This is a genomic window from Bacterioplanoides pacificum (genome assembly GCF_042648445.1).
GTDB classification, from domain to species: domain Bacteria; phylum Pseudomonadota; class Gammaproteobacteria; order Pseudomonadales; family Oceanobacteraceae; genus Bacterioplanoides; species Bacterioplanoides pacificum.
The window spans coordinates 92207-106641 of sequence record NZ_JBHRYB010000005.1; the positions used below are offsets into that span (position 1 = coordinate 92207).

Sequence of the window (14435 nt, forward strand, 5' to 3'; positions counted from 1 at the left end):
CGATTCAATATCCTTTTGAACTAAAGCACGTCCCGGGAAACACTTCCCGTGAATTTTTACTATTCCACAATGCGGCACAATTTACTGCGAGTTTGACATTAACTAACCCAAAGTCATGATTTTTCAGCGGTGATGGGTGACTGATTTTTTGTAATAACTGCTCGACCTGGCTGATCGTTAGCTGAGGTGACAGGGAATAGATCATTGCAATGGTGGCTGATATAACCGGAGCCGCTGAAGAAGAGCCGCCTATATAACTCACTTTATTGTGATTTCTCGGATCTGTCGTCGCCAGCAGACCAGGGGCAGCAATATCGACGGTTTTTCCATAGTTGCTAATAACCCGGTATTGCGGATCAATGGCGGCCACTGAGGTTACCTCTGCCATCGATTGTAATGTGTCTGCGCTATCAACCGGTTTTCTCTGATTACCGGCAGCAAACACAATGGCACTGCCTTTGCCGTTACGTCCATGACGACGGATGGCTTTAACGGTATCGGCGATGGGCTGCATCAGCATGGGCATGCCCCAGCTGCAATTAATCACATCCGCGCCGGCGATATAGGCCAGATACAGCGACAAGACAACCGCTGAAGTCCAGTTGTATTGATTAGCGATAGCAATCATCTCGGCATCGGGAATCAGGCCGTGGAGTTTTTTTTCCGGCCAGTTTGCCCATAACAGGCCAGCGACCATAGTGCCGTGTTTTTCATGATCTGCTTTGGGTGAGACGTTTTCTGTACGGCTGTCGCTATTCATACGGAAGGTGAGCTGGATATTCTTAAATGCCGGATGACTCAGGTCGAAGGCATCATCAATTACGGCGACTTTGACACCCGAACCTTGTGTTGTTGTGTCGCTGAAATGAATCGCTTGTTTCCAGTTTTGCCAAACATCAGCAGAGGAGGAAGAGGAGTGGGGAGCAGCGGAAGGATGATCTGAGAATCTGAATTTACCCTGGGTGACTTGCAGGAAATCCGGTTGTGCATAGACAACGTCCGGGTGCTTCATCAGCTCTCTGGCAAAGTTGAGAGCATTATTTTTATGCAGATATAATAAGTGAATGGAAAACTCCGGGAAGTCAGCCAGTATTTCACTGCTTTTCACATTGTCCAGGTGATTTAACAACAGCGCTGTTTTGTTTTTTTCGAGCCTGACCAGAATCCGGTTGGCCGTTGCCAGAGTAACGGCGTTTGTGGTTCGGTAAAGGTGTTGAGCGGAAGAAAGAGTGGTTTTATCCACGGACAGTTTGATTGTTTTACCAAAGTTCAGAAAAGATTCTGCCCGTGCCTGAACGGTTAATAAAATCAGGAGAATGCTAATAGCAGGAAACGTTTTGATCATAAAAAACTACTGCAGAGATAACCCGTCATAACAGAAAACATCAGAGCGGTATTTCAGCTCTGATGTTTTCACATATCAGTTCCGGCTGGGGAATAACCCGGTTAAAGCAATACAGAAACCAACCACCAGATAAGGCTGCTGGTTTTCGTGTGGAGTGGCGTTGCCCTCAGACGATAGTGTGGACGAATGCATACTGGTTTCACTGGTCGGATTCTGGTTAACAAAACGCAAGCGCTGTCCTTTATTAACATCAATTGCCAGGTAGGCGTTTGCGCTAGCTGTGCCGATATCTCCCACCTGGATCAGGCCCGTAATGCTGTGCTTGTGTGACGGAATTTCATTTTCTGTTAATGCAACGTATGGTTCGCCACTACTCTGAGCAATGGGCCGCGGTGTTAAACCGGGCCCATGACCCCGGTGCATCGGTGCACGTCCCTGAAGATTGGGCACCGCAAACGTTTGGCGGCCATTGCCACCATACAGTGTGGATACGATAGAAAACAGCGCGGGGTTCTGAGCGATCGGTATTTCCTGACCGTCGCAATAAGCCCAGCTTTGCGGAGCAAAGTTGTTTCCGAACATCCGGATTTCAGCAATAAATGGTTCAGACATCTTGCTCTCCTTAATTTCGTGATGGGTATATGCCGGTTAATGACAGGATAAAAGTGATCGCCTGGTAACTCATCATATTGCTATGGGGCTGGGAGTGACCGGTGTTGATCGTACTGTTTTTATTCATTTGTGTAAGCGCTGCGCCGGACTCAGGAGTCATGGTATAAAAAGCATCGGGTGACTCCACGCTGCCGAGTACCATGTTGCTGGGTGTCGCGGCGGAAGCACTGTCAGAACTTACCTGAAAATGATGGCTGTGAGAGGGCATTTGTGAAGCCAGTAATGAAATACTTTCTGCCCCATATTTCTGACCGAGGGGTCTGCGTGATAAACCAGGGCCTGTCCCCTGATGTACCGGTATCCGCCCCTGCATATCCGGCAGGCCGAAGGTACTCCGGCCATCACCGCCGTAGGTCGTTCCTATTAACGAAAAAAGTGCCGAATTCTGTGTAATTGGCAATATTTGGCCGTTGCACAAGGCCCAGCGAGTGGGGGCATAATTTCCGGCAAACAGTCTGATTTCAGCGACGTATGGATCTGCCATAAGAATCTCCTTTATTTAGTTCCGTCCGGGATAAATACCCTGCAACGCCATGCAGAATGACAGCACAAGTGAGGGCTGCAGGTTATTGTGAGGCTGGCTACCGCCGGTATGAGATACGGTTGCGTCGTTCAGGTTTATCAGATTGGTGGCACTGCGGTATACCGATGCCGCCTCATCGGTTTTTCCATCGATGCAGCTGGAGAAATAGGCTCCGTCATAGCTCGGATCAAACTCGCCGTTATCCAGTGCTGCGGTCACCGTATGTGTGTGGGGGGCTAACTGATCGGGGGATAAGGTAACGGTTTCCAGTCCGCCGCGTTGACCCCGGGTATAGCTGTAACTGTTGTTTTGACCAAGGTGAACCGGGGTTCTGCCTCGCAGGTCAGGCAGGTTAAAAGCTGTCTGGTTATTACCACCATAGGCGGTGCCTAACAGAGAATATAAACTCTGATTCTGAGTGATGGGGATTGACTGACCATCACATAACGCCCAACTTCTTGGTGGCCAATCGAACATAAATATTTTGATTTCACTGATGTAAGGGGTTGCCATGTTATGTCTCCTTCTCTGAAATCAGGCTTTCTTACGGTTAATGATGATCTCGTAGTCGGTCGGACTTTTGGGAGACAGAAAAATATCCTGAGTGCCAAAAATAGCGTGACTGACCTGGTACGTTCCCTGTGGCAGGTGGCAATTGTCTTCACCTTGTAAGCAGACACAGAATGACTCCCATTCATCACCGTTCAGCGAACAGGATTCAACCTCGGTTATGACCAGCTCGGCAGCGCCTGAACCGTCCGGCAGATCTACGCTGACGGCCTGATTTATAATTTCGGTAAAAAGATTTTTGTCTAAATTATCCATGCCTTGTCCTCATCGGGTTGCTGATTGTTGTTTGTTATAAAACGGACCTTAAATAAACAGTCGCTGCTCGGTCGGATACCAGGTCATTAATTCATAGGGTGGGTCGATGCTTTCGCTGACGAACCCCAGGCGCAGATAAAGACGTTTTGCGCTCAGGTTGTTACTGTCAACGGTAAGTACCAGAGGAGTAGCGACCTGGGTGGATGCCTGCTGTAATGCGCGTAACACACTTTCGCCAAAACCTTTATTTCTGGCTTGTGGAATAAACGCAATGTCGATCACCCGGACTTCATTCGGACCAAAATCCACGCTGACTTTGCCGATGCGGGTCTGTTGTTTCTCAACAATAAAATACATGGCGTTCGGAAACTGGCTGCCATAACCGCTGGACTGGGCGCGGAACTGCATTTCAATGACGGAATCGATAAATTCCTGTTCACCATTGATCAGCTGCAGATCCGTGCGCGTGCTGTGATGCAGCTGCTCTAAAAAAGGCTGATCGTTTGCTGTCGACGGGTGAATAGACAGCCCCTCGGTTAATTTCAGTCCTGCTATTGCCATGTGGTTTTCTCCTGATGTGTTTGAGTCTGGTACTGCTTTATCGCTTTTCCGGCTGGCATAACGATGATGTCTCCAGCTGCTGTTGCAGCCATTGGTTGGCCACACAGTCCACCACCAGGTTGATCCGGTCCTGGTTTCCTTTGTTGTTCACCTGATGAGACTGGTCCACATTCACATACCAGAGTTCGCCTTCCTGCATGGGGACTGGCTGATTGTTAATGCGGAATTCCAGTTGCTGGTTGCTTTCGATACAGAGGTGCAGCCGGGCTTCGCCAAATTCGACGGCCAAGCCGTTATCGCTGTGTGGTTTGATTGCTGCACCGGCATGCAGCCGCATCAGGCGGGCGGATTTAACCGGGCATTGCAGTTGCTTCAGTACGCTGGCAATGTTGGGCAGTTGTGACAGCAGCGGCAGATCGACCCAGTCATCACCACTGTGTATGGCAAAGCCCTGCAGAATCGGATGGGCATCTTTGTGCTCGGCATGACAGCGCAGCGGTAATACATCCCAGTCGCCGTCATAATCCTGGCGATTGACGTGTGGAATCCAGCCGGATTCGGGCAAGGTTTTGAGCTCTTGTTTCAGAGCCTCTGAAGAAACCGGAATGTCCAGGCGGGCAAATAACATCCTGTCACCTCTGATACGGTTTGTCCGTGTGAAGACGATGATCGATGATCACCAGAGGTACAGGTGTAGCGGATGGATCCGCGGGGATGCCAGAAGTTTTCTGAAAACTGGTACTTATGCCACAGGCCTGGCACAAATAGTTCCATGCTGGCGTTGGCCAGACCACAGGCGAAGCAAAAACGGCAACCCGATCAGGTTGCCGTTTTGATGTGGTAGCCGGATCAGCGTACCCGGCAATTGGCGGTTAAAAGAATAAGCCGGCTTCCAGCTGGGCTTCTTCACTCATCATGTCTTTGCTCCATGGCGGATCAAACACCAGCTCGACTTCGACGTCTGTGACACTAGGTACTTTGGCGACCCGGTATTTCACATCCGAAATCAGCACCGGCCCCATGCCGCATGTTGGTGCGGTTAAGGTCATGCGGATGCTCACTTTGCTGCCATTGATATCGATACCATAAATCAACCCCAGATCGAGCAGGTTGATCGGAATCTCCGGGTCGAAAATAGTACGCAGTGCCTGTTCTATCTGATCCTGATGCACGGCGTCATCGCCACGGTCTTCGAACTGGATCTGTTCCGCTTCCAGCCCCAGTGCCGCAGCATCGGTACCATCAACGCGCATCATATTGCCGTTAACCGTGACCGTGTAGTTACCACCTAACGCCTGGTTGATGGTGACAAACGTGCCTGCCGGGATCAGCGCAGGAACACCGGAAGGCACCTGGCGTGCCGGGCACTCCTGTTGTGCCACGACCATTCTTTTTTCCATCAGTTAAGCCTCATCTGTTGTTACCACATCAGGTCGTCTGGAATCTGATACGCTGCGTACGGATCGTCTTCTTCCAGTTCGGCACTCTGGTTTTCTGCGATGTAGATAAAGATTTTTTCGTCGCGCTGACGGATTTTTTCCGTTACCGGCACCGGAATAACCGCGTGGCTTTTGCCCTGAGCGATAATTGCCAGCTGGCCACGGCTTAACCGGTCCCAGATGGCCTGATCGACGTACAGTTGTTTGATTTTGTTATCACTACCGACAAACTGGTATTTGATGTCACCGCGTTCGCTGCTGATCGCATTGGTGTCGATCAGCTGCTTGATCTGGGCCTGAATCGCTTTTTGTTGTGCAGCAGCTTCGCGCTGCAGATTCAATTCACGATCCTGTTCAGCTTTTTTCTGGCGTGCGGCTTCCGCCTTTTGTTTGGCGACGTCCAGCTCATTGTCCTGGCCGGTGCGTTGCAGGTGTTCCTGCTTTTTCATCGCCTTGGCGCTTTTTTTGGCTTTCTTTTTATCAACCAGACCGGCTGCTAATAACTGTTCCTGCAGAGATTTTGCCATGATGAACTCCTTACGCTTTTGCTTGCCAGATACCGGCGGGCATCACATCGACCAGGGCGTCTATCGTCAGGTCACGTTCTGCCACGCTGTCTGCAACCACGGTGATATGGCCGAGTTTGCGGGCCGGCCGCGCTTCTTTGCCATACGAGTGACGATAAGCATTGCTCAGGCTGTCTGCTTTGATGGATGAGTCTTCCTCACCGATCACATTTAACATCGCAACTGCCGGGTAGCTGGCTTCGGTGTTGCCCAGCGGTTTACCACTGATCGCCAGCATATGGTTACGGAACTGGCTGGCTGCGGCGCCCTCGATCGACCAGTGACCGGAGTTGTGTACCCGTGGTGCCACTTCGTTAGCCACCAGGCCTTGTTCGGTTTCGAACAATTCCAGCGTAATCGTGCCAACGTAATCCAGGCTGTTGGCCAGATCGCGGATATAGCGTTCGGCGATTTGTGCTTTTTCAGCCGACAGACCGGCTGCCGGGTACAATGAATACCGCAGAATACCCTCATGATGAACGTTTTCTGTCATCGGCCAGACGTTGATATTACCGTCGCGGTCGCGGCAGGCAATGACGGACGTTTCGCGCAGGAAAGGTACAAAGGCTTCGGCGATTAACTCACGGTTACCAATGCTGTTCCAGCAGGCTTCAGCGTCTTCTGCCTGGCGTAAGATAAACTGACCTTTGCCATCGTAACCTTCGGTGGTGGTTTTCATCACAATCGGCAAGCCGAGGGTTTCGATGGCACGCTGTACATCCTGCAGCGAGTTCACCGCACAGAAATCCGCGGTGTCGATGCCGGCGGCACGCAGGGCGGTTTTTTCCAGTAAACGGTTCTGGAAGGTTTTTAATGCCTCCAGGCCGGGAAATACTTTGCTGGCAACCGGCTCAAGCAATTCGACAATAGCAGCCGGGATGTTTTCGGTCTCATAGGAAACGATATCCACCTCAGCCACAAAGGCTTTCAGTTTGTCGTCGGAGTGAGCGCGCAGGTCGTACAGGGAGATTTCCAGGTCGTGCAGGTCGCTGACGCTGGTTTCTAACATCTGGCCTAACTGGCCGTTTCCTAAGATACCAATTTTCATCGGGTGTCTCGTTTGCTGATCTGTTGATAAAACGCTAAATGGGGCCGGACGGGCGGATCAGTCCGCGTTGCGTGGGTCCGGCTGAGCTAACACGGTTTCGGTCTGTTGGTTACGGAAGGCATCAATACGCGCCAGCAACTCGTTGTCCGAGGTGGCCAGAATCTGGGCCGCCAGCAGACCGGCGTTTTTGGCGCCGGCATCACCGATGGCCAGGGTGCCGACTGCTACGCCACCCGGCATCTGGGCGATCGACAGTAATGAATCGATACCGTTCAGGGCACGGCTTTTAACCGGTACACCCAATACCGGCAGCGAGGTTTGTGACGCTGCCATACCCGGCAGGTGAGCCGCACCACCGGCACCGGCAATAATCACCTTAATACCACGACCCTGTGCGCTTTTGGCATAGTCAAACAGCAGGTCTGGCGTACGATGGGCCGATACCACTTTTACTTCGTAAGTCACGCCCAGAGTGTCGAGCATATCGGCTGCATGTTGCATGGTTGGCCAGTCGCTCTTGGAGCCCATAATAATACCGACGGGTGCAGTCATAATGACACCTTGTGTAAACAGCTGTGGAAAGGCGCGCAGTCTACCACAAACTGCTGAGCGGCCGAACCTGGTTGTTCGGGCGGGTTAACAGCCCCGGGGCGATGGCCGGGGCGTGGAGATAGTACTGTCACCAGGCCGGTGACGAAGGCGCCGGGCGGCACCTGCGCGGCTGAGGATTACAGTGCAAATTCGCCCTGATTGATCTGCTGTTCGGCCTGATTCTGCAAGGGTTCGTAGCAGGGGGCTTTGCTGGCCAGCACGTAGACCGGTTCATCGATTTTATCGAGGTGGTAGGCCTCCTGCTTCAGCTCAACTTTGCGGTATTTAAAGGTGCCGGTGACTTCTTCCTGTTCACGGATACGCAGAAACAGCGGAATGGCATAAGCGGGCAGTTTTTCACGCAGGTGGCGGGTCAGGGCGCCCCAGTTAACCTGCCCGGCACTGTGGTTCAGGGTCAGTGCGGCCATACCGGCACGGCCATCGGTAAACGGAATTTCGACACCATAGACCACCGCATGTTCGACATCCGGGTATTCCATTAATACCGATTCCACTTCGGTGGTGGCGACGTTTTCACCTTTCCAGCGGAAAGTGTCGCCTAAGCGGTCGGCGAAAGCGATGTGTTTATAACCCTGATTAAGCACCATATCGCCGGTATTAAACCAGCAGTCACCGCTGGCAAATACATCGCGCAGCAGTTTTTTATTGCTGGCTTCTTCGTCGGTATAACCTTCAAATGGCTGTTTGTCGTTAATCTCGGTAATCAGCAATCCGGTGCTGCCTTTTTTAACCGGAATCATAAAACCTTTGGCATCACGCTTGGGCTGATCCTCTTCGATATCGTATTCCACTATGTTGTATGGCAGTGGGCAAAAACCTGCGGTTTTATCCAGATTAAAGGTATTGGTAAATACCAGGTTACACTCGCTGGCGCCGTAAAATTCGTTGATATGATGAATGCCAAAGCGTTGTTTGAATTCCATCCAGATATCCGGTCGTAAACCGTTACCGATGATGACGCGGATGTTATGTTGCCGGTCTTTATCGCTGGCTGGCTGGTTTAATAAATAGCGGCATAATTCACCGATATAACAAAATGAGGTGGCGCCATACTGGCGGACTTCATCCCAGAAACGGCTGACACTGAATTTACGTGAAATAGCGATACAGCCACCGGCACCTAACACCGCTGCCAGTGAGACGGTTAAGGCATTATTGTGATACAGCGGCAACGACACATATAACACGTCGTCTTTTTTCAGTTTCATTGATGCCAGGCCCATACCGGCCATGGATTTATGCCAGCGGTAATGGCTCATGACTGACGCTTTGGGTAAGCCTGTGGTGCCGGAGGTGAAAATGTAATAACACGGCTGATGCATTTTAACCTCGGCGGTGGTGGCCGGGTTATCGCTGGGCTGTTCTGCGCATAACAGTTCCAGATCCTGATAATGGGCCGGTGCCTGAATATGGCCGCTGTCTCTGACGTAATACAGCTGGGTGGCCAGCCCGACCGGCAGCTGTTGTTCTACCGTTGCCATATTTTCCAGCATTTCTTCACCAACCAGCATCAGCTTCGGAGTTACCAGGTTTATGCTGTGTAATAACACGTCGCCGCGCTGGGAGGTATTCATCATGCTGGCAATGGCGCCCAGTTTGACGGTGGCCAAAACGGCAACCAGTGTTTCCGGGCGGTTTTCCAGTAAAATACCAACGGTATCACCCATACCGACCTGCTGGCTGGCCAGCAGATGGGCCAGCTGGTTGGCCTGTTGATTTAATTCGGCGTAGGTATAACTCACCGACTGATAACGCACAGCGATATGATCCGGCTGTTTACGGGCGTGTTTCTCCAGTAATAAACCAATCGATTTTTTCTTCTCCGGTTTGCTGCTGACTAATGCAGCAACACCTTTTAACGTGGTAGGCAGGTCAGGCAGCTGGCGCAGCAGCTGAGTGGCAATATTAGTTAACGAAACTGTTTTCGCGGCAGTCATGATGAATTCCGGTTATTATTCTGATCGTTGAACGGGTTTCATTTAAGTTCGGCTGAGGTTTTATTCAGCAGGCGGCGGGCAACAATTAACTGTTGAATCTGTTGCGTGCCTTCGAAAATATCGAGGATTTTTGAATCCCGTGCCCACTTCTCCAGCAGCTCATCTTCACCATACCCCAGACTACCCAATAATTCGACACAGCCCAGGGTGATGGCGTTGGCGGCACGGCCGGCTTTGGCTTTCGCCATGGAGGCTTCTTTTGAGTTGGGCAGGCCGTTATCGGCCATCCAGGCTGCTTTTAAGGTTAATAGCCGTGCCGCTTCCCAGTCGGCTTCGTAACGATACAGCTGAGCTTCGATCTGGCTGGCGTTTTTGAAACTGCCCTGATAATCCGCCGCCACTCCCATTTTCTGTAAAATGTCGCGCGCCCGGTCGATGGCGGCTTTCGCCACCCCCACGGCCATAGCGGCAACTACCGGCCGGGTGTTATCAAAGGTTTGCATGACACCGGCAAAACCTTTTTCGACATTCACTTCCGGTGACCCTAACAAATTAGCGGCGGGCACCCGGCAATCACTGAACACAATGGCGGCGGTGTCGGAGGCTTTAATACCCAGTTTTTTCTCCAGCCGTACCACGTCCATCCCCGGGGTGCCTTTTTCCACCACAAAGGACTTAATGGCAGCACGACCCAGAGTGCGGTCAACACTGGCCCAGACCACCACGGCATCAGCCCGTTCACCGGAGGTGACGAATATTTTTTCGCCGTTTAATACATAATGATCACCGTCTTTAACCGCCGTGGTACGTACCGCGGCAGAGTCGGAACCAAACCCGGGTTCGGTGATGGCCATCGCAGCCCATTTATGACCGAAGCGTGCCAGTTGTTCGTCATTGGCAACGGCGGCAATGGCTGCATTGCCCAGACCCTGGCGTGGCAGAGTCAGGGATAAACCGACGTCGCCCCAGCATAATTCCTGTAAACCGAGCACGGTCGACATATTGGTACCGTTCTGGATGCCGTCGGATTTTTTTGCGTCCTGCTTTAATTTACCGGCGCCTGCTCCTTCACCAACCCCGGTTTCTGCCACCGCGTCGTTCATGCCATCCATAATGGCGGCCAGCATGTCCAGCTCAACCGGGTAGGCGTGTTCGTTAGCATCGTATTTGCGCGATACCGGACGGAACACATTTTCCGCCACCTGACGGGCCTGGTTTACCAGCGGTCTGAATTTTTTCGGGACTTCTAAATTAATCATTTTTATTTTCTCCGCCGGTTATAAATGTAAGCCACTGTTTACACATGCCAGTACCCGTAAATCACGATACCAGCGCTCAGCCGGGTGTTCTTTGGTAAAGCCATGACCACCTAATAACTGCACGGCGTCGGTACCGATTTTCATCGCTTTTTCCGCACATAAGGTGTGTGCCAGGAAGGCTTCGCGGTGGAACGCTTTACCTTCTTCGGCCAGTGCCGCGGCACGCCAGGTCAGCAGTCGCATGGACTCCAGTTCGATACCGATATCGGCAATAATAAAGGCCACCGACTGACGGTGACTGATCGGCTCACCAAAGGCTTCACGTTCGTTACAATAAGTGATGACATAATCCAGTGCTGCCTGACAGCATCCGAGTGCCAGTGCGCACCAGTGCAGCTGGCCGAGGTCGATAAATTCCTGATAATTCAGGCGGCTGCTGTGAAAGTCATCGGCACCGAGGCGGGCATCGGCAGGTAACTGCACATTGTTCAGCTGCAGCTGGCCGGTTTGTGCTGCACGTAAGCCCATTGCGCCACCGGCCTTAACGCTCAGGCCGGCACTGTTACCCGGCACAATAAAGATCGCCGGTTGTCCTTTAAACTGCGCAGCGACCAGATATAAATCGGCGCCATCAGCGAATGGCACCAGGGTTTTGCTGCCATTCAGAACATAACCGTGTTTATTTTTTTTGGCTTTACAGCTGAGCTGTTGTGGTTCAAATAACGGATGAGCTTCCTGTACGGCAATGGCGGCTTTTATCGGGGTTTGTTCCAGGTAGCGTGGCAGATACTGCTTTTTTTGCTCCGCCGTACCCCAGCGGACGATCGCATTAGCGACGGCGGTGGGGGCCAGAGCGGCATAAGCCAGAGTCATATCACCCCAGGCCAGTTGTTCGGCAATGATGGCGCTGGTGGTCGGGCTATAACTTTGTGCTGCACCACCCAGTGCTTCCGGAACAGAAAAATAGTTCAGACCGATATCGCCCAGGTTTGTCAGAAAATCAGTCGGCAGTGTTTTTTCTTCATCCGCGGCTAATGCCAGCTCCCGTAGCACGTCGCTGGCGTACGCCCGCACCGTGTCTTTGATCATTTGTTGTTCGTCACTGAGGCTCAGATCAAATAACTGATGTTGCTTTTGTGGCGCGGCTAACAGCTTAGTGTTATCGACCGGTTTACGTCCGGCACGACGTTTTAACACCCCGGCGGCGACCTTAAACCCGGTGCGGGTCGAGAGGTACGCCATTTTTTCGGCTGACTTGCGCAGTTTGTATTTTTCGGCAAACCGGCTGCCGGCAAATTTGCTGGCCAGACCGAGGCCAACTCCCTGAATATCTTTTGCCATCTGAAAAACCTTGCTCAACTATCGGTAACTGGGCCCGCTTAACAGGCCAGCTTACAGTGTCGCAAGGCTTGGGAGTGGCCTCATTGGCACAAGAGGCGGAAGGAAATGGCCTGTTTTGTCATCCTTGTTGGTCAGCGGGTGGAGTCAGGCCCTGGCGGCTTCCAGGCAGGCAGAAATGGACTGGCAAACGGCCTGATAGACCGCCAGACCAATGGCCTCTCCGGCCCGGGTGTGTTTGCCGCAATACTCCAGTGCGGTCTGTTGTGGCTGAGCCGGTGGGCATAATACCGCGTGGCTATCGGTGCCGGTGCCACTGGCATCGCGACCGGAATCACGGCTCTTTAACTGAAAGTCGCGTACGGCGGTGGTTTTGGCTTCGGTCAGCAGGATCAGTGCTTCGGTCATGGCCGCCGCGGTCAGAGGCTGTGAGCAATGCAGCCAGATATTAATGGTGCCGGGTTCCGGTCTGGCTGTGACACAAGCCACCGGGTCACCGGGGCGCAACAGATTGCTCAGGCCACAGGTTACCCAGGCATCGGCACTGAAAGAACCGTCCTGTTGCTCACGGCTGATGCGGCAATGACGCAGCGATTTCATCGACGCGGCGGTCATCATGCCACACACCTGTTGCAGTCCCAGCTGCCGGGCATAACGTGCCAGTGTTGTCGCCGGCGCCTCAAACGGCGGTTTGGCGTATTGATCAACCCGCAGGTTCAGTAACGACTGGCATTCCCCCAGGCCGCCATTCAGCACCGCCGAACTCAGTACCTGGCGTGGCTGGTCGAAAGATAGGCTGATGTAATCGGAATGATTAATACACTTCATAATGTTTGCGCCGGATTTGGATTCAGGCCGGGCGGCCGGGCTGGTATGATAGCGGCATTGAAAAAAATTACCGCATCCGTAAACAGGACTCGTTATGCTGACTTTGTTGTCTCCGGCGAAAACGCTGGATTTTGACACACCACCCACCACCACACAGTTCAGTGAAGCCGGTTTTCTGCATCACTCGGCAGAGCTGGTGGATGTGCTGAAACCCTATTCACCCGATGAGATTGGTGCGCTGATGAAACTCAGCCCGGCGTTATCGGAACTCAACGTGCAGCGTTATCACGACTGGCAGCTGCCGTTTAATAGCGCTAACGCCAAAGTTGCTTTGCTGGCTTTTAAAGGCGACGTTTATACCGGGCTGGAAGCAGAACAGTTTGATCAGCAACAGCTGGATTTTGCTCAGACGCACTTGCGTATTTTAAGTGGTTTGTACGGTTTATTACGACCGCTGGATTTAATTCAGCCTTATCGGCTGGAAATGGGCACCAGGCTGGCAAATCCGCGCGGCAAAAACCTGTATGATTTCTGGGGTGATATCATCACTGAAGCGCTGAATGCCGAACTTGAACATCACACCAGCCGGGCCGTTATCAACCTGGCATCGAATGAATATTTTAAGGCCGTGAAACCGAAACAACTGCAGGGTGAGTTAATTACCCCGGTGTTTAAGGACGAAAAAAACGGTCAGTATAAAATCGTCAGTTTTTACGCTAAAAAGGCGCGCGGTATGATGGCAGCTTATATGATCCGGCAGCAGCTGGATCAGCCGCAACAACTGAAACAATTTGATGTCGCCGGGTATCGTTACTGTGAAGAAGATTCCAGTGCTGATACTTGGGTGTTTAAACGAGCAGAAAAGGATATCCCGAATGGTTAATTCCCTTCGTACACTGTTATTAACAGCAGCACTGGCAAGTGGTTTAACGGGCTGTGTCCTGGCGCCGCAGATGATTGAGTTAAACGAAAGTTATCCGTTGACAGCCGCTCAGGTGCATCCGCAGCGTGATGCGCTGGTGCGGGTTGTGGATCGGCGTCAGCGTTTCAGTGCCGAACAGATCGGCCATCGTGGTGGGCGTTTGCCGGAGAACTCTCCGCTGTCGATTCAGGCAGAGCTGAAAGATGTACTCACTCAGCGACTGCAGAACTCTATGTCACAGCTGGGATTTGGTGGCTCCAGTCCGTTACCACCGTTAAAAGTGCAGTTGGATATTAACGACTTTATTTACACCTGTAATGAAGGCGCACTGGTCAATGAATGTGGTATGCAAATGGCGTTTTACCTGACCGTGATCAGCGACAGCCAGACGTTTACCAAACCCTATACCATTAAAGAAAGTCGCCGTCTGGCGGCTTCACCCAATGTGCAATATAACCAGCAGTGGGTGAATGAGGTACTGGATAAACTGTGGGCGCATATCTTCAGCGATCATGAACTGATGATGGCGTTAAACGTACAGCGCTGATCCGGCGTTGCAA

General features: G+C 52.0%; 17 protein-coding genes. 2 read left to right on the forward strand and 15 right to left on the reverse strand.

Annotated elements, in window-relative coordinates:
* Positions 1 to 4: 4 nt before the first annotated feature.
* The 15 genes from ACFOMG_RS05035 to ACFOMG_RS05105 all read right to left on the reverse strand — a co-directional run bounded on the left by ACFOMG_RS05035 (position 5) and on the right by ACFOMG_RS05105 (position 12953).
* Positions 5 to 1345 carry a S8 family peptidase gene (locus tag ACFOMG_RS05035; RefSeq protein WP_376865176.1) on the reverse strand — a complete coding sequence of 447 codons (1341 nt, stop codon included), beginning with the start codon at positions 1343 to 1345 and terminating at the stop codon, positions 5 to 7.
* 75 nt (positions 1346 to 1420) lie between these two features.
* Positions 1421 to 1957: a phage tail protein gene (locus ACFOMG_RS05040; RefSeq protein WP_376865178.1), complete on the reverse strand. Its 537-nt coding sequence runs from the start codon at positions 1955 to 1957 to the stop codon at positions 1421 to 1423.
* Positions 1958 to 1967: 10 nt separating this feature from the next.
* A complete protein-coding gene (locus ACFOMG_RS05045; RefSeq protein WP_376865179.1) occupies positions 1968 to 2501 on the reverse strand; it encodes a phage tail protein in 534 nt (177 codons plus the stop codon).
* A 15-nt stretch (positions 2502 to 2516) separates the two neighbouring features.
* Positions 2517 to 3053, reverse strand: a complete 537-nt coding sequence (locus ACFOMG_RS05050; protein WP_376865180.1) for a phage tail protein — start codon at positions 3051 to 3053, stop codon at positions 2517 to 2519.
* Between the two features lie 21 nt (positions 3054 to 3074).
* Complete coding sequence (locus ACFOMG_RS05055; protein ID WP_376865181.1) at positions 3075 to 3365, reverse strand: DUF6916 family protein; 291 nt, start codon at positions 3363 to 3365, stop codon at positions 3075 to 3077.
* A 48-nt stretch (positions 3366 to 3413) separates the two neighbouring features.
* A complete protein-coding gene (locus ACFOMG_RS05060) occupies positions 3414 to 3926 on the reverse strand; it encodes a GNAT family N-acetyltransferase (protein WP_376865182.1) in 513 nt (170 codons plus the stop codon).
* Between the two features lie 37 nt (positions 3927 to 3963).
* A complete protein-coding gene (locus ACFOMG_RS05065) occupies positions 3964 to 4554 on the reverse strand; it encodes an aspartyl/asparaginyl beta-hydroxylase domain-containing protein (protein ID WP_376865183.1) in 591 nt (196 codons plus the stop codon).
* A gap of 244 nt (positions 4555 to 4798) precedes the next feature.
* Positions 4799 to 5326 carry a putative Fe-S cluster assembly protein SufT gene (gene sufT / locus ACFOMG_RS05070; RefSeq protein ID WP_376865184.1) on the reverse strand — a complete coding sequence of 176 codons (528 nt, stop codon included), beginning with the start codon at positions 5324 to 5326 and terminating at the stop codon, positions 4799 to 4801.
* A 20-nt stretch (positions 5327 to 5346) separates the two neighbouring features.
* Complete coding sequence (locus tag ACFOMG_RS05075) at positions 5347 to 5892, reverse strand: DUF2058 domain-containing protein (RefSeq protein WP_376865185.1); 546 nt, start codon at positions 5890 to 5892, stop codon at positions 5347 to 5349.
* Between the two features lie 10 nt (positions 5893 to 5902).
* On the reverse strand, positions 5903 to 6979 hold the full coding sequence (locus tag ACFOMG_RS05080; protein WP_376865187.1) for a 5-(carboxyamino)imidazole ribonucleotide synthase: 1077 nt from the start codon (positions 6977 to 6979) through the stop codon (positions 5903 to 5905).
* A 57-nt stretch (positions 6980 to 7036) separates the two neighbouring features.
* A complete protein-coding gene (gene purE, locus ACFOMG_RS05085) occupies positions 7037 to 7531 on the reverse strand; it encodes a 5-(carboxyamino)imidazole ribonucleotide mutase (protein ID WP_376865188.1) in 495 nt (164 codons plus the stop codon).
* A 176-nt stretch (positions 7532 to 7707) separates the two neighbouring features.
* A complete protein-coding gene (locus tag ACFOMG_RS05090; protein ID WP_376865189.1) occupies positions 7708 to 9528 on the reverse strand; it encodes a long-chain-acyl-CoA synthetase in 1821 nt (606 codons plus the stop codon).
* A 38-nt stretch (positions 9529 to 9566) separates the two neighbouring features.
* A complete protein-coding gene (locus ACFOMG_RS05095; protein WP_376865190.1) occupies positions 9567 to 10787 on the reverse strand; it encodes an acyl-CoA dehydrogenase family protein in 1221 nt (406 codons plus the stop codon).
* A gap of 18 nt (positions 10788 to 10805) precedes the next feature.
* Positions 10806 to 12128 (reverse strand): acyl-CoA dehydrogenase family protein, encoded by a 1323-nt coding sequence (locus ACFOMG_RS05100; RefSeq protein WP_376865191.1) that lies wholly within the window; start codon positions 12126 to 12128, stop codon positions 10806 to 10808.
* Between the two features lie 144 nt (positions 12129 to 12272).
* Positions 12273 to 12953 (reverse strand): adenosylcobinamide amidohydrolase, encoded by a 681-nt coding sequence (locus tag ACFOMG_RS05105; RefSeq protein WP_376865193.1) that lies wholly within the window; start codon positions 12951 to 12953, stop codon positions 12273 to 12275.
* Positions 12954 to 13047: 94 nt separating this feature from the next.
* On the opposite strand from ACFOMG_RS05105, the gene yaaA reads away from it, so the two are divergent.
* Positions 13048 to 13836 carry a peroxide stress protein YaaA gene (gene yaaA / locus ACFOMG_RS05110; RefSeq protein ID WP_376865194.1) on the forward strand — a complete coding sequence of 263 codons (789 nt, stop codon included), beginning with the start codon at positions 13048 to 13050 and terminating at the stop codon, positions 13834 to 13836.
* Complete coding sequence (locus ACFOMG_RS05115) at positions 13829 to 14422, forward strand: YajG family lipoprotein (RefSeq protein WP_376865195.1); 594 nt, start codon at positions 13829 to 13831, stop codon at positions 14420 to 14422. The genes yaaA and ACFOMG_RS05115 overlap by 8 nt, the downstream gene beginning before the upstream one ends.
* Positions 14423 to 14435: the final 13 nt, after the last annotated feature.

What these genes read in the sequence shown, in the direction of transcription:
- ACFOMG_RS05035 (WP_376865176.1), bottom strand. Translation starts at nt 1,345, where the DNA reads ATGATCAAAACGTTTCCTGCTATTAGCATTCTCCTGATTTTATTAACC.
- ACFOMG_RS05040 (WP_376865178.1), bottom strand. Translation starts at nt 1,957, where the DNA reads ATGTCTGAACCATTTATTGCTGAAATCCGGATGTTCGGAAACAACTTT.
- ACFOMG_RS05045 (WP_376865179.1), bottom strand. Translation starts at nt 2,501, where the DNA reads ATGGCAGATCCATACGTCGCTGAAATCAGACTGTTTGCCGGAAATTAT.
- ACFOMG_RS05050 (WP_376865180.1), bottom strand. Translation starts at nt 3,053, where the DNA reads ATGGCAACCCCTTACATCAGTGAAATCAAAATATTTATGTTCGATTGG.
- ACFOMG_RS05055 (WP_376865181.1), bottom strand. Translation starts at nt 3,365, where the DNA reads ATGGATAATTTAGACAAAAATCTTTTTACCGAAATTATAAATCAGGCC.
- ACFOMG_RS05060 (WP_376865182.1), bottom strand. Translation starts at nt 3,926, where the DNA reads ATGGCAATAGCAGGACTGAAATTAACCGAGGGGCTGTCTATTCACCCG.
- ACFOMG_RS05065 (WP_376865183.1), bottom strand. Translation starts at nt 4,554, where the DNA reads ATGTTATTTGCCCGCCTGGACATTCCGGTTTCTTCAGAGGCTCTGAAA.
- sufT (WP_376865184.1), bottom strand. Translation starts at nt 5,326, where the DNA reads ATGGAAAAAAGAATGGTCGTGGCACAACAGGAGTGCCCGGCACGCCAG.
- ACFOMG_RS05075 (WP_376865185.1), bottom strand. Translation starts at nt 5,892, where the DNA reads ATGGCAAAATCTCTGCAGGAACAGTTATTAGCAGCCGGTCTGGTTGAT.
- ACFOMG_RS05080 (WP_376865187.1), bottom strand. Translation starts at nt 6,979, where the DNA reads ATGAAAATTGGTATCTTAGGAAACGGCCAGTTAGGCCAGATGTTAGAA.
- purE (WP_376865188.1), bottom strand. Translation starts at nt 7,531, where the DNA reads ATGACTGCACCCGTCGGTATTATTATGGGCTCCAAGAGCGACTGGCCA.
- ACFOMG_RS05090 (WP_376865189.1), bottom strand. Translation starts at nt 9,528, where the DNA reads ATGACTGCCGCGAAAACAGTTTCGTTAACTAATATTGCCACTCAGCTG.
- ACFOMG_RS05095 (WP_376865190.1), bottom strand. Translation starts at nt 10,787, where the DNA reads ATGATTAATTTAGAAGTCCCGAAAAAATTCAGACCGCTGGTAAACCAG.
- ACFOMG_RS05100 (WP_376865191.1), bottom strand. Translation starts at nt 12,128, where the DNA reads ATGGCAAAAGATATTCAGGGAGTTGGCCTCGGTCTGGCCAGCAAATTT.
- ACFOMG_RS05105 (WP_376865193.1), bottom strand. Translation starts at nt 12,953, where the DNA reads ATGAAGTGTATTAATCATTCCGATTACATCAGCCTATCTTTCGACCAG.
- yaaA (WP_376865194.1), top strand. Translation starts at nt 13,048, where the DNA reads ATGCTGACTTTGTTGTCTCCGGCGAAAACGCTGGATTTTGACACACCA.
- ACFOMG_RS05115 (WP_376865195.1), top strand. Translation starts at nt 13,829, where the DNA reads ATGGTTAATTCCCTTCGTACACTGTTATTAACAGCAGCACTGGCAAGT.